Genomic DNA, 13097 nt, shown 5'->3' with positions numbered 1-13097 from the left:
AGTGAACAACCTACCAAGACAGCGGCCGCGGAACGTATCCGCAGGATGCCGGGAGCGGACCGCAGGCCGCGGCCCGTCCCGGCAGGCCCGCGGCGAACGCGCATAGCCCCGGCGCGCCCGCCGCGCCCGCTCAGCCCGCCGCGTGCGTGTCCGCCAGCTCCAGCACCTCGTCCAGGACGGCCAGGCCGGTGCGCGCATCCTCCGCACTGATGTTCAGCGGCGGCACCACATGGATCCGGTTGAAGTTGGCGAACGGCAGCAGCCCACGGGACTTGCAGGCCGCGATCAGCTCGTTCATCTCCGGGCTGGAGGAACCGTACGGCGCCAGCGGCTCGCGCGTGGCCCGGTCGCGCACCAGTTCCACCGCCCAGAAGGCCCCGACGCCGCGGACCTCGCCGACCGACGGGTGCTTGGCCGCCAGCTCGGCAAGCCCCGGGCCGAACACCGTGGTGCCCAGGTCCGCTGCATGCTCGACCATCTTCTCGTCCCGCATCGCGTTGATCGTGGCCACCGCCGCGGCGCAGGCCAGCGGGTGCCCGGAATAGGTCAACCCGCCGGGGTACGCGCGGTGGGCGAAGGTCGCGTAGATCTCCTCGGAGATCGCCACGCCGCCCAGCGGCACGTAGCCGGAGTTCACGCCCTTGGCGAAGGTGAGCAGGTCCGGCACCACGCCGGCGTGGTCGATGGCGAACCACTTGCCGGCACGGCCGAACCCGGCCATCACCTCGTCGGCGATGAACACGATCCCGTATTTGGTCGCCAGCTCGCGGACACCCTGGAGGTAGCCGGGCGGGGGCACCATGATCCCCGCCGTTCCCGGAATGGACTCCAAAATGATCGCGGCAAAGCGGTCGGCGCCCTCCAGCTGGATCGTGGTTTCCAGATGTTCCAGCGCGCGCTGGCATTCCTGCGCCTCGTCCGCGGAGTGGAACTGGCTGCGGTACAGGAAGGGTGCGTGGAAGTGGACCGTGCCGGCGTTGCCGTAGTCGTTCGCCACCCGCCGCGGGTCGCCGGTGATGTTGACCGCCAGCGCCGTCCCGCCGTGGTAGGAGCGGTAGGCGGAAAGCACCTTGTAGCGGCCGGTGTGGAGCCGGGCCATCCGGACCGCGTGCTCCACGGCGTCCGCGCCGCCGTTCGTGAAGAAGACCCGGTTCAGGTCCCCGGGGGTCAGCTCGGCGATCAGGCGCGCGGCCTCGGACCGGGCGGCGTTTGCATGCTGGGGTGCCACGGTGCACAGCAGCCCGGCCTGCTCCTGGATGGCCGCGACCACCTTGGGATGCTGGTGGCCGATATTGGTGTTGACCAGCTGCGAGGAGAAGTCCAGCAGCCGGTTGCCCTCGCCGTCCCAGACCCAGGACCCCTCCGCCCGGGTGACAACCATGGGCGTGATCTGTTCCTGGGCGGACCAGGAATGGAACACATGCTGCCGGTCCAGCTGATAGGCGCGGCGGCCGGCTTCCAGTTCCGCCGGGCTCAACGGTGTGCCTGTGGTGGTGGTCATGGCTCTCTCCTCCTAGATGTTCTGCGGGAAGCCGAGGTTGATGCCGCCGTGGCTCGGATCCAGCCAGCGCGAGGTCACAACCTTGCCGCGGGTGAAGAAGTGCACGCCCTCGGAACCATGCGCATGGCTGTCACCGAACAGCGAGTTCTTCCAGCCGCCGAACGAGTAGTACGCCATGGGCACCGGGATCGGCACATTGATCCCCACCATACCCACCTGCACCTCGTTCTCGAAGCGGCGGGCGGCACCGCCGTCGTTGGTGAAAATCGCCGTGCCGTTGCCGTACTGATTCCCGTTGATCAGCGCCAGCCCTTCGTCGTAGCCCGGCACCCGCACCACCGACAGGACCGGTCCGAAGATCTCATCCGTGTAGATGGACATCTCCGGTGTCACCCGGTCGAACAGCGTCGGGGCCAGGAAGAAGCCGTCGCCCTCCGCATCCGGCTCCACGCTGCGCCCGTCCAACACCAGTTCGGCGCCTGCTTCAACGCCTGCCGTGATGTAGCCGGCCACCTTGTCCCGGTGAGCCGCCGTGATCAGGGGGCCCATGTCCGTGCCGCGCAGGCCGTCGCCCACGCGCAGCTTTGCGGTCCGCTCGGCGATCTTGGCCACCAGTTCGTCCGCGACGGATTCCACTGCCACCACCGCGGAGATCGCCATGCAGCGCTCGCCGGCCGCGCCGTAGCCGGCGTTCACCGCGGCATCCGCGGCAAGGTCCAGGTCGGCATCGGGGAGCACGAGCATGTGGTTCTTGGCCCCGCCCAGCGCCTGCACCCGCTTGCCGGAGGCCGTGCCGCGCTCATACACGTAGCGGGCGATCGGCGTCGATCCGACGAAGGAAACGGACTTGATCTCAGGGTGCTCCAGCAGGGCGTCCACGGCTTCCTTGTCGCCGTGCACCACGTTGAAGACGCCGTCGGGCAGCCCGGCTTCCTTCCACAGCTCGGCCATCCAGTTGGCGGCCGTGGGGTCCTTTTCGCTGGGCTTCAAAACCACGGTGTTGCCGCTGGCGATCGCCACCGGGAAGAACCACATGGGTACCATCGCGGGGAAGTTGAAGGGGGAGATGATCGCCGCCGGCCCCACCGGCTGCCGGATCGAGTGCACGTCCACTTTGGTGGAGGCGTTCTCCGTGTAGCCGCCCTTCAGCAGGTGCGGGATGCCGCAGGCGAATTCCACAACCTCCTGCCCGCGCGACACCTCGCCGAGCGCGTCGTCCAGCACCTTGCCGTGTTCGGCGGTGATGATGGCGGCCAGTTCGCCCTTGCGCGCGTTCAGCAGCTCGCGGAAGTTGAACAGGATCTGCATGCGGCGGGCCAGCGACGTGTCGCGCCAGGCCGGGAACGCTGCCGCCGCCGCCTGCACCGCTTGATCGACGACGGCGGTGCTGGCGAGGGCGACGCGGGCGGAGACTTTGCCGGTGGCCGGGTTGCTCACGTCGCCGAGTCGGCTGTCGGGCTGCGGGGCCGTGTAGGTCCCCTGGATCCAGTGCTGGATGGTCTGCATGGTTCTCCTTGTTTCGAGTTGTTGCCCGCACTTGGCCCCCGGCCAGGAAGTGAACGGGGACACGTGCGATGGGTCTTCCCCTATCCTCGGGTGCCCCGTCCGCCCGTGCCACTGACACTCTGTCGGAAGATACGCGTTGGGGCTTACACTGTGTCAATGCAGCTGAGCGTGCGGGACGTACTCGACCTCGAGGTGGTGCGGGCCGGCGAACCCGAGGTCCTCTCGGGCGCCGACGCCTTGGCCTCGCCCGTCCGCTGGGTCCACGTGGCCGAGTTGCGGAGCCTTGCCGGCCTCCTGGAGGGCGGCGAGCTGGTCCTGACCACCGGCCTGGCGTTCGAGGACTCCGCCGCCGAAGCCACCCGCTACCTCGCCGAGCTGGCAGCGGCAGGGGCCGCCGCCGTCATCGTCGAAATCACCGCCCAGAGGCCCCGGGCCGCCGCCGCACTGCGCGAGGCCGGCCGCACCGCCGGCCTGCCGGTCATCCTGGTGACCCGCCGCATCCGATTTGTGGAGGTCACCGAGGTGGTGCACCGCATGCTGGTGGCCGGACAGCTGGCGCAGCTGGAGCGATCGCGCCAGGTGCACGAGGTTTTCACCATGCTCAGCCTGGAGAACGCCCCGCCGGAGGAGATTGTGGCCCGGGCCGCCGAACTGATCAATGCTCCCGTGGTGCTGGAAGACGTGGCCCATCTGGTGCTCGCTTTCGCCCCGGCCGGCATGCCTGCTTCGGAACTGCTCGACGGCTGGGCCGAACGCTCGCGCCTGGTGCACTATCGCGAGGAGACGGCCCGTGCCGGCTCGGCAGGCTGGCTGCAGGCGCCGGTGGGACTGCGCGGCCAGCGCTGGGGCCGCCTCGTGGTGCCGGTGGCAGGCGAACCGTTGGCCGGCGGGCGGGCGGACGGGACTGCCGAAACCGCCGACGCCGACGCCGCCATGGTGCTGGAACGGGCCGGCCAGGCCCTGACCATCAACCGCATGGCGGAACGGGACCAGCGCGAACTTGCCCATCAGGCCCGCTCCGGCCTGCTGCACGAACTCCGCCGGCCCGGCGCACTGGAAGAGCCCGAGGCCCTGGCCCGAGCTGCGGCCCTGGGGCTGGCGTCCGCTCCGGTCTACCTGCCGGTGGTGTTCCAGCTGGCGCGGCCTGCCGCCGAAGAACCGATCGAACTGCAGCGGCGGGAGCGGGCGCTGCTGGACTTGCTGAACAGTGTGGCCGCGGCCGCCCGGGTGTCGGTGCTGGCAGCCAGCCTGCAGGCCGGCTCCATCGGGCTGCTGGTCTCGGTGCCGGCCAGGCAGCTGGAAGACCCCGTGCTGGAACGGCTGTGCGGCCAGTTGGCCGAGCAGACCAGCCCCGACTGGACCGTGGGGGTTGGCCGCGGCCGGCAGGAGCTGCTGGCCGCTGCCGCGGGGATGGACGAAGCGGCACATGTGGCCGAGGCCGCGGCCGGGCTCGGCACCGGCAAACGGTTCTACCGGTCTTCGGACGTCCGGTTGCGCGGCGTGCTCTCCCTGCTGCGCGACGATCCGCGCGTGGCCGCCTTCGCCGACGCCGAACTCGCCGCCGTCGCCCACGACCGCGACGCCCTGGACCTGCTGCAGCGGTACCTGGAGGCCGGTGGCAACAAGGCCCGGCTCGCGCGCGACGGTTACCTCAGCCGCCCCACGCTTTATGCGAGGCTGGCGCGCCTGCAGGAGCAGCTCGGCGTCCCGCTCGAGGACGCCGAGTCGCGGACGTCGCTGCACGTGGCCCTGCTGCTGCACAGGATGCGCGGATGACCGACCGGCCCGGCGCAGGCTAGGCCGGCAGCGAACCCTTGCCAGCGGTGGCCGACCGGCCGATATGGTGGAGGCATGAGCCAGAGCAGCGACACGGCGGAGTTCAGCACCAAGGGCGCCTACGTCCACAGCGGCGAAGAGTTCGACCGGGACACGAACTACATCGAGGACCGGATCGTGGCCGATCCCGATGCCGTGCGTGCCTCGGACGGGCCGACCGGCGGCACCATCGGCAACCCGAACGGCGGCCTCGGCGACGGCGCCAAAGCCTGGCCGGTTGAGGCCGGCCGCTACCGCCTGGTCGCCGCCCGCGCCTGCCCCTGGGCCAATCGCGCCATCATCGTCCGGCGCCTGCTCGGGCTCGAGGACGCCATTTCACTCGGCCTGCCCGGCCCCACCCACGACGCCCGTTCCTGGACCTTTGACCTGGATCCCGGCGGCCGGGACCCGGTTTTGGGCACCGAGCGCCTGCAGGAGAACTACTTCAAGCGCTTCCCGGACTACCCCCGCGGCATCACCGTGCCGGCCATCGTGGACGAGGCGAGCGGCGCCGTCGTCACCAATGATTACCCGCAGATGACCCTGGACTTCTCCACCGAGTGGAAGGAGCACCACCGCGAGGGCGCGCCGGACCTGCTGCCGGCCGACAAACTCGAGGAGATGCAGCCGGTCATCAAGCGCATCTACACCGAGGTCAACAATGGCGTCTACCGCTGCGGTTTCGCCGGGTCGCAGGAAGCCTACAACGCCGCCTACGACCGGCTCTGGGCGGCCATGGACTGGCTCGAGGAGCGCCTCACCAGCCGGCGCTACCTGATGGGCGACACGATTACCGAAGCCGACGTCCGCCTCTTCACCACGCTGGCCCGCTTCGACGCGGTCTACCACGGCCACTTCAAGTGCAACCGGAACAAGCTGACCGAGATGCCCGCGCTGTGGGGCTACGCCCGTGACCTCTTCCAGACCCCGGGCTTCGGCGACACCACCGACTTCGTGCAGATCAAGCAGCACTATTACATCGTGCACGAGGACATCAATCCCACCCGGATCGTCCCGCAGGGCCCCGAGCTCTCCGGCTGGCTGACCGATCACGGCCGCGAGGCCCTCGGCGGCAGCCCCTTCGGGGACGGCACCGCACCGGGTCCGGTGCGCGAATCCGAACGTGTCACCGCCGGCCACAACCCGCTCTACCCCGCTTAGCAGCATGTCCCGCGGGGTGCATGACGACGGCGGTGCCCGCCTGGGCGCGGGGACCGTCGAGGACCGCCCCGCGGGCGGCGTCCGCCTCGACGCGGGCGCCCTCGATGACGGCCCCGCGGGCGTAGCCCGCGCCGAGCCGCGCGACGCCGGCCGTTCCGGCCACCGCACCGCCCGGCCCCGCATTGCCGTCAGCTACGCCCGGGACGCCGCGTCGCATCCCGTCTGGTTCTCTGACGTCCTGGCCTCTCTGGCCCGGCACGCGGCCGCAGGCCTGGAAGCCGCCGGCGCGAATCCCGTCGTCGTGAATTCCGCGTCGGGCCACGTCTTCAGCGCGCTCGACTATGACGGCGTGGTCATCCTGGGCGGCGGGGACGTGGACCCGGCCCGCTACGGCGGCGACACCGACGAAAAAACCGTCCACGGCGTGGACACGGCCGCCGACGAGACCGAGATCGACCTGGTCAAGGGGGCTATTGCCAACGGCCGGCCGGTCCTCGGCATCTGCCGCGGACTCCAGCTGATCAACGTCGCCTTCGCCGGCACCCTCTTTGAGGATCTGGGCCCGGAGTCGTTCCACAAGATACATCGGCCGCAGCCGCCCATGGCCAGCCATCCGGTGCGGATTGCCCCCGACAGCCTGCTGGCGGCGGCGCTCGGCACCGGCGAAGTCGCGGTCCAGTCCGGCCATCACCAAGCGGTGCGCCGGTTGGGTGACCGGCTCCGCGTCGTGGCCACTGCGGCCGACGGCGTGGTGGAAGCCGTGGAACTCGCCCGCCCCGATGAAGGCTGGCTGCTGGCGGTCCAGTGGCACCCCGAAGAACCCGGGTCGCCCGAAGGGCAGTTACAGGCGCTGCTCAAGCCCTTCGTCGAGGCGTGCCGGAAGACGACCGCCGGCCTGGGCTGACAGGGGCCGGCACTAAGCCAAATGCCTCTCGGCGTAGGCCTTCATGGCATCCCGCACGAAAGACGCGCCGGCCTCGCCGCCGTAGTTGGCGCCGAACCGCGGGTCGGCCACGTACATCTCGCCCAGACCGGTGAAGTAACCGTAGGACACCTGCTGGCCGCCGTTGGCACTGGAAAGCCAGTCGAACTGGCGCTGCGCCAGGGCCTGAGCCTCCGCGCTGTGGGCGGCTACCCCGGCCTGGCTGGCCGCGACCCAGTCGGCCATCAGCTGGCGGGACCGTTCCGTCCAAGCCTTCCGCTCCGCGTCGGACATCCCGCGCCACCACTTGTCGCCCTTGGCATACGCATCCTTGCCCCAGCGCTCTTCGACCTCCTGCTTGTACTGCGTGTGGTCGAATCCGTCGAACATTTCACTGGCCACGAGATCCTCACCCCTTTCTGTCTTGTCGATGGTGGTCTTGACGGAGGCGATCTGCCGTTCCAGGCGATCGCGCTCCTGCAGGAGCAGTTCCAGGTGAACGCGCAGGGCGGCCGACGCGTCCCGGGTGCCCTCGAACACCTTGCCGATCTCCGGCAGCCCCAACCCGAGCTCCCGCAGCAGCAAAATGCGCTGCAACCGAAGGAGGGCTCCGTCGTCGTAATAGCGGTAGCCGTTGTGGCCGATACGGCTCGGCTCAAGCAGGCCAATGTCCTGGTAATGCCGGAGGGTTCTGCTGGTTGTTCCCGCCGCCTTGGCGACCTCCTGGATCGAGTATTCGCCCCGTCCAACCTGCGGTGCTGTTCCCATGGCAACCACTATGGAGCTTGACGCAGCGGCAAGGTCAAGTGGTCCGGTGCGGCGGTTCCCTGGCCGTCCGGGATAGCATCGGCAGGTGCACACCGACCGGCCCGCAGATTCTCCCCGAGGCCCCGGCGGCGGTGCCTCCCCGCCCGGCGGGCAGAACGTGGCGCACCGCCAAGGCATTCGGATATCAGCGCCGCTGGCGTTGTTCCTGGCGTCGTTGGCAGGGGTCGGACTGGCCATGCAGAGCCGCCTCAACAGCCAGTTGGGCATCGAGCTGGGGGACCAGGTGGGAGCGGCCCTGGTCAGTTTCGGTACCGGGTTGGCGGCCGTTCTGCTCTTCACACTCGTGCACCCGTCGGTGCGGGGCAAGCTGCGCGCCGTTCCCCGGCTCCTGCGGCAGCGGGCCTATCCGCGCTGGTACCTGGGGGCCGGGTTGGTCGGCGCCTTCTACGTGTTCGCCCAGGCGGCCACCGTCGGGCCGATCGGGTTGTCGCTGTTCACCATCGCCATTGTGTCCGGCCAAATGGCTTCCGGCCTCCTGATGGACCGGTGGGGGATCGGGGCCGGACGGAAAATCGCGGTCAGCGGCGCCAGGTTCGCCGGCGCGGCGCTGGCTTTCCTGGCCTCGCTCATTGCCGCCAGCGCCCACCTCGGAACGTCAAGGACCGCGGGGCTGCTCGTACTGTTCATGCTGATCCCGCTGGTGGCCGGGTTGATGCAGAGCGTGCAGCAAGGCGTTCTCGGCCAGGTCGGCGCGGCACACGGCAGCCCGGTGATTTCCACGCTGCTGAACTTCGGGGTGGGGACGGTCGCCCTGCTGGCGGTCTGGGCCGCCCAGGCGCTGATGACCGGGCGAACCGACCTGATCACCGGCGACTGGTGGCTGTACCTGGGCGGGCCGCTCGGAACCTTGATCCTGGCCGCCGGCACCGTCGCGGTGGCCAGCACCGGCGTGCTGCTGACCACACTGACGGTGATCGGCGGGCAACTGGTGGGTGCGCTGGTGTTGGATCTCTTCTGGCCCTCCGCGGGGAGCGCGGTCGGGCCGCAGACGCTGGTGGGCATCGGGCTGACGGGCGCCGGGCTGCTGATTGCTGCCCGTTCCGGCCGCGCACGCCGTTCCGGCCGCGTTCGCTAGGTAGGTCGGGCGCCGCGGGCGGACCGGCAGCGCACGTCAGGAAGGCCGGTGCCGCGGGCGGCCTGGCGACGCAAGACAGGAAGGCCGGTGCCGCGGGCGGCCCGGCGGTGGGCGGCGCTACCATGGCCCAATGGACGACGGCGGTGCCTCCTGCGGCCCGGTGCGCTCGGTCTTCGGAGCGGATCCGGAGAGCCGAGCGGCCCTGGCCGTCCTGCAGATGCTGCGCGACCTTGAGCCATGGCTGCTGCGGGACGGGGCCGCCGTCGAGCAGGGGTCCGCGCTGGCGCTGCTGGACGATCAATTCGCCGCGGTCCACAGCGTGAGCAGCCTGCTGAACCAGTCCTTGGCCGCGGCGACGGACAATGTGCTGGCGCTGCGCCGGCTGCTGTTCGAGGAACCGGGGGAGCACGGAACAACGTCGTACCGGGTGCACACGCACTCGCCGTACTCGCTGGTGCGGACGGTCATCGAATGCACCTCCACGGTGCTGTGGGCACTCCAGCCGGAAGAAGGCACGGAGCGGGCGCGGCGTGGCCTGGTTCTCATTGCCCGCGACGTCTTCAACGCCGCGTCGTTCTGGGATGCGTATCTGGGTGACCTGCGGCCGGAGCGGCATGCCCGGGCCATGGATTAATTCGACGGGCTCCGCGGCGCGGTCAACGAGGCCGCCGAGTCGCTGCAGCTGCCGCCGATTTTCGCCGCCAAGGCCGACGGTTCTTGGGGCTACGCCACCAAGAACCGTACGCAGACTTCGATCCTGAAGGACCTGCGGGAGGGGGACCTGCCGCCGTCGTTGATGTATGTCTGGCAGTTCTGCAGCGGGCATTCGCACGGGCTTCAGTGGGCATCCGCACAGGGGGTCCGGTACCCGGATCCGTTCAGCGACTCCGGGATCGAGGAGTTCCGCCCAGGGAGCATGCAGCAGCTGCGGCGGATGTGCGAGGTGTCGCTGGGCCTGGTGCCGCGGGCCTGGGACGTTTTCGACAGGGAGCGCCGGGTGTGGCCCTTGCTCTGACCCCAGACGGGGAATCAGCGGTAGGAGCGGTGCAGGTTTTCCTTGGCGGAGGCGCCGCCCGGGCGCCCGGAAATCCACGGTCCGGTGCCCTCGGACGGGTCCAGCACGCCGGTTTCCAGCCAGGTGTAGTCGCCCGCGAGCACGTGCGAGGCCAGCCGGCCGTCGCTGGAATCGGAATTGCGCCAGAGGTCATCGAAGAGGTGGCCGATCCGTTGCCGGGCCTGCAGGCAGAAGGCGTCGGCCAGCTGGTAGGCCGACCTGCCCTGGGCGGCGTCCCGGCTGCGCAGCATTTCGGCGTGGCTGCAGCAGGCGGCCATGGCAAAGAGTTCGGCGCCGATATCCACGATCCTGCCCAAAAAGGCCTGCCGCTTTTCCAACCCGGCCTGCCACCGGCCCATCCCGAGGAACGTCTGCCGGGCCAGCCGGCGGGAGGACCGTTCGATGAACCGCAGGTGCCGGGCCAGCAGGCCGAACTCGCTGTACGACCGCGGGTTCATGCCGCGGCCGGCGAGCAGCCGGGGAAGCCAGCTGGCGTAGAAGCCGCTGGCGCCCAGGGCCGCCTTCGCCTTGGCCCGGGCGTCTGCGTCGGGCGAGGCCAGGTCGCCGGCCGCGGCCAGGTGGGCGTCGACGGCCTCGCGGGCAATCAGCAGGTGCATGATTTCGGTAGAGCCTTCGAAGATCCGGTTGATCCGCATGTCGCGGAACGCTTGTTCCGCCGGAACGGCGCGCTCGCCGCGGGCAGCCAGAGACGCGGCGGTCTCGTAACCCCGGCCACCGCGGATCTGGACCAGTTCGTCGGCAATCCTGAAGGCGGATTCGCTGGACCACAGCTTGGCCAGCGCCGCTTCAATCCGGATGTCCTTCATGCCGGCATCCGCGAGCCCGGCAGACAGCTCAAAAACCGCGTCGAGAGCGAAGGAGCCCGCGGCGATGAAGGCGATCTTCTTGCCGACCGCTTCGTGCTTGCCCACGGGTTTGCCCCACTGGACCCGCGCATTGGACCATTCGCGGGCGATCTTCAGGGACCACTTGCCGTTCGCGGCGCAGAGCGCGGGAATGGACAGGCGCCCGGTATTCAGCGTGGTCAGGGCGATCTTCAGGCCCTGGCCTTCACGGCCCAGGCGGTTGGCTGCGGGGACGCGGACGTTGTCGAACCGGGTCACGCCGTTTTCGATGCCCCTCAGGCCCATGAAGGCGTTGCGGTTTTCCACCGTGATCCCGGGGGAATCCGCTTCCACCACGAAAGCGGAGATGCCGCCGCGCTGGCCGTCATGCTCCGGCACCTTGGCCATCACCACTACCAGTTCCGCGATCACGCCGTTCGTGGTCCACAGCTTGCTGCCGTTGAGCAGGTACGCGTCGCCGTCCTCGGTGAGGGTCGCGGTGGTGCCCAGGCGGGCGGGGTCGGAGCCGACGTCGGGCTCGGTCAGCAGGAACGCCGTCACGGCGCCGGCCGCGCAGCGGGGCAGGTATTCGCGCTTTTGCGCCTCGGTGCCGAAGACTTTTACCGGCTCGGGCACGCCAATGGACTGGTGGGCCGAGAGCAGCGCGCCGAGCGAGGGGTGCACAGAGCCCAGCAGCATCAGGGCGCGGCCGTAGTACAGCAACGACAGCCCGAGGCCGCCGTATTCGACCGGGATCTTGATGCCAAACGCGCCGATCCTGGCCAGACCGGCGAGGTACTCGTCCGGGATTTTCGCGTCACGCTCGATCCGCGCCCCGTCCATGCTCCGGACGAACTCCGCCAGCGTCGCCAGGAACGATTCGCCGGCCTCGCGCTCGGACGGAGTCGGCAGCGGATGTGGATGGATCAGGTCCAGGTCGAAGCGGCCCATGTACAGGCCCTTGGCGAAACTCGGCCGGTTCCATTCGGTTTCGCGGGCTGCCTCGGCGAGTTCCCTCGCCTCGCGCTCGCCGGTCTCGGCCGGTCCGGCTGTCCCTGCTTCGGCCGGCAATGGTCCCGCGTCGGGCGCCGTGCCGGCGTTCCCGGCCTTCGCTCCCGCAGCGGCTGTGCGGGCGGCAGTTGTCTGGTCGGTCTCGGCGCTCATGGCAGTCCCCTTCGACGCGGGCCTGCGGGCGCCAGGCCCTGTGCTGTCCCCTCATGTTACTGCCCGGTAGCGCTTTTGCCGAGGGAGGATTTTGAGAACGGGAATAACTGCGAATAGCTGAAGCTTCAAGTAATTAGTTATTGCACGCAACCCCGGGAGCACCATGGACTTCGGCATTTTTACCTTCGGCGAATTAACGCGCGGCCCGGGCGGGGAGTCGCTGTCGCCCCGCCGGCGCCTGGAGGAACTGGTCCAGCTGGCCAAGATTGCCGACCAGGCGGGCATCTCGTTCCTAGGGCTGGGCGAGCACCACCGCAAGGACTTCGCCATTTCGGCGCCGGAAATCGTCCTGGCTGCCATCGCCCGCGAGACCACCAACCTGCGTCTGGCCACGGCGGTGACCGTGCTGTCCACCCAGGACCCGGTGCGCCTGTTCGAGCAGTTCGCCACGCTGGATCTGCTCTCCGGCGGACGCGCCGAGGTCATTGCCGGCCGCGGCGCCTTCACCGAGTCCTACCCGCTTTTCGGGTATGACACGGCCGACTATGACGGACTGTTCGAAGAGAAGCTTCAGTTGCTGCTGGCCGCCCGCGGACAGGAGAACCTGACCTGGAACGGCACCTACCATCACAGCATCCGGGGCATGGACGTGTCGCCGCGGCCGCTGCAGGAGAGGCTTCCGGTCTGGGTCGGGGTGGGCGGCACGCCTTCTTCCTTCGAGCGGGCCGGACGCCTGGGGCTGCCGCTGTACCTGGCGCTGCTCTCCGGTCCGCAGCACTTCGTCCGGCACATTGAGTACTACCGTGAGTCCGCCGCGGCGCACGGGCACGACCCGGCCGCGCTGCCGGTGGGAACGGGCGGCCACTTCTTCGTGGCTCCGACCTCGCAACAGGCACGCGACACGTTCTACCCGTACTACCGCGCATACTTCGAGCAGAACATGCCGCGGCCGGCCGGACACTTCCCCCGCGAGACCTTCGAAGCGTGGGCCGGCCCGGGCGGCGGCCTGCTCGCCGGCAGCCCGCAGGAAGTGATCGACAAGATCATGGAGCAGTACCAGCTGTTCGGCCATGACCGCTACATGGCCCAGGTGGGCCTCGGCGGGCTGCCGTTCGCGGACACCGCCCGGTCCATCGAACTCCTGGCCACCGAGATCATGCCGGTCATCCAGCGGGAGACGCATCCGGCCAAGCAGCCCTAGCGCGCCCCGGCCGACGGGCCCGGCC

The 13097-nt window shown here is 69.7% G+C and carries 10 protein-coding genes; 6 read left to right on the top strand and 4 right to left on the bottom strand.

Annotation, left to right across the window (positions count from 1 at the left end; all coding sequences use genetic code 11):
• Window positions 1-130 precede the first annotated feature (130 nt).
• Together AC5RVV_RS07775 and AC5RVV_RS07770 are read right to left on the bottom strand one after the other, a co-directional pair.
• Window positions 131-1501 (bottom strand): aspartate aminotransferase family protein, encoded by a 1371-nt coding sequence (locus tag AC5RVV_RS07775; RefSeq protein ID WP_494000752.1) that lies wholly within the window; start codon window positions 1499-1501, stop codon window positions 131-133.
• A gap of 12 nt (window positions 1502-1513) precedes the next feature.
• On the bottom strand, window positions 1514-3007 hold the full coding sequence (locus AC5RVV_RS07770) for a CoA-acylating methylmalonate-semialdehyde dehydrogenase (protein ID WP_494000751.1): 1494 nt from the start codon (window positions 3005-3007) through the stop codon (window positions 1514-1516).
• A gap of 156 nt (window positions 3008-3163) precedes the next feature.
• Between AC5RVV_RS07770 and AC5RVV_RS07765 the strand changes: the two genes are divergently transcribed.
• The 3 genes from AC5RVV_RS07765 to AC5RVV_RS07755 all read left to right on the top strand — a co-directional run bounded on the left by AC5RVV_RS07765 (window position 3164) and on the right by AC5RVV_RS07755 (window position 6887).
• Window positions 3164-4783 (top strand): PucR family transcriptional regulator, encoded by a 1620-nt coding sequence (locus AC5RVV_RS07765; RefSeq protein WP_494000750.1) that lies wholly within the window; start codon window positions 3164-3166, stop codon window positions 4781-4783.
• Between the two features lie 75 nt (window positions 4784-4858).
• Window positions 4859-5983: a glutathione S-transferase family protein gene (locus AC5RVV_RS07760; RefSeq protein WP_494000749.1), complete on the top strand. Its 1125-nt coding sequence runs from the start codon at window positions 4859-4861 to the stop codon at window positions 5981-5983.
• A 4-nt stretch (window positions 5984-5987) separates the two neighbouring features.
• Window positions 5988-6887: a gamma-glutamyl-gamma-aminobutyrate hydrolase family protein gene (locus AC5RVV_RS07755; protein ID WP_494000748.1), complete on the top strand. Its 900-nt coding sequence runs from the start codon at window positions 5988-5990 to the stop codon at window positions 6885-6887.
• 12 nt (window positions 6888-6899) lie between these two features.
• Here the strand turns inward: AC5RVV_RS07755 and AC5RVV_RS07750 are convergent, their stop codons facing one another.
• Window positions 6900-7673 carry a MerR family transcriptional regulator gene (locus AC5RVV_RS07750; RefSeq protein WP_494000747.1) on the bottom strand — a complete coding sequence of 258 codons (774 nt, stop codon included), beginning with the start codon at window positions 7671-7673 and terminating at the stop codon, window positions 6900-6902.
• Window positions 7674-7758: 85 nt separating this feature from the next.
• Between AC5RVV_RS07750 and AC5RVV_RS07745 the strand changes: the two genes are divergently transcribed.
• Together AC5RVV_RS07745 and AC5RVV_RS07740 are read left to right on the top strand one after the other, a co-directional pair.
• Complete coding sequence (locus tag AC5RVV_RS07745) at window positions 7759-8808, top strand: DMT family transporter (RefSeq protein ID WP_494000746.1); 1050 nt, start codon at window positions 7759-7761, stop codon at window positions 8806-8808.
• A gap of 130 nt (window positions 8809-8938) precedes the next feature.
• Window positions 8939-9442, top strand: a complete 504-nt coding sequence (locus AC5RVV_RS07740; RefSeq protein WP_494000745.1) for a hypothetical protein — start codon at window positions 8939-8941, stop codon at window positions 9440-9442.
• Between the two features lie 395 nt (window positions 9443-9837).
• Here AC5RVV_RS07740 and AC5RVV_RS07735 read toward each other — a convergent pair whose 3' ends face one another.
• A complete protein-coding gene (locus AC5RVV_RS07735; RefSeq protein ID WP_494000744.1) occupies window positions 9838-11871 on the bottom strand; it encodes an acyl-CoA dehydrogenase family protein in 2034 nt (677 codons plus the stop codon).
• A 163-nt stretch (window positions 11872-12034) separates the two neighbouring features.
• On the opposite strand from AC5RVV_RS07735, the gene AC5RVV_RS07730 reads away from it, so the two are divergent.
• On the top strand, window positions 12035-13072 hold the full coding sequence (locus tag AC5RVV_RS07730) for an LLM class flavin-dependent oxidoreductase (protein ID WP_494000743.1): 1038 nt from the start codon (window positions 12035-12037) through the stop codon (window positions 13070-13072).
• Window positions 13073-13097 lie beyond the last annotated feature (25 nt).

This window comes from Arthrobacter sp. MDT2-34-1 (genome assembly GCF_059091365.1).
This window is presented reverse-complemented; position numbering and strand designations above follow the sequence as displayed.

Bases quoted from the DNA above. Each gene is read 5' to 3' on its own strand.
- AC5RVV_RS07735 (WP_494000744.1), bottom strand. From the start codon at position 11,871: ATGAGCGCCGAGACCGACCAGACAACTGCCGCCCGCACAGCCGCTGCG.
- AC5RVV_RS07750 (WP_494000747.1), bottom strand. From the start codon at position 7,673: ATGGGAACAGCACCGCAGGTTGGACGGGGCGAATACTCGATCCAGGAG.
- AC5RVV_RS07775 (WP_494000752.1), bottom strand. From the start codon at position 1,501: ATGACCACCACCACAGGCACACCGTTGAGCCCGGCGGAACTGGAAGCC.
- AC5RVV_RS07765 (WP_494000750.1), top strand. From the start codon at position 3,164: ATGCAGCTGAGCGTGCGGGACGTACTCGACCTCGAGGTGGTGCGGGCC.
- AC5RVV_RS07770 (WP_494000751.1), bottom strand. From the start codon at position 3,007: ATGCAGACCATCCAGCACTGGATCCAGGGGACCTACACGGCCCCGCAG.
- AC5RVV_RS07760 (WP_494000749.1), top strand. From the start codon at position 4,859: ATGAGCCAGAGCAGCGACACGGCGGAGTTCAGCACCAAGGGCGCCTAC.
- AC5RVV_RS07740 (WP_494000745.1), top strand. From the start codon at position 8,939: ATGGACGACGGCGGTGCCTCCTGCGGCCCGGTGCGCTCGGTCTTCGGA.
- AC5RVV_RS07730 (WP_494000743.1), top strand. From the start codon at position 12,035: ATGGACTTCGGCATTTTTACCTTCGGCGAATTAACGCGCGGCCCGGGC.
- AC5RVV_RS07755 (WP_494000748.1), top strand. From the start codon at position 5,988: ATGTCCCGCGGGGTGCATGACGACGGCGGTGCCCGCCTGGGCGCGGGG.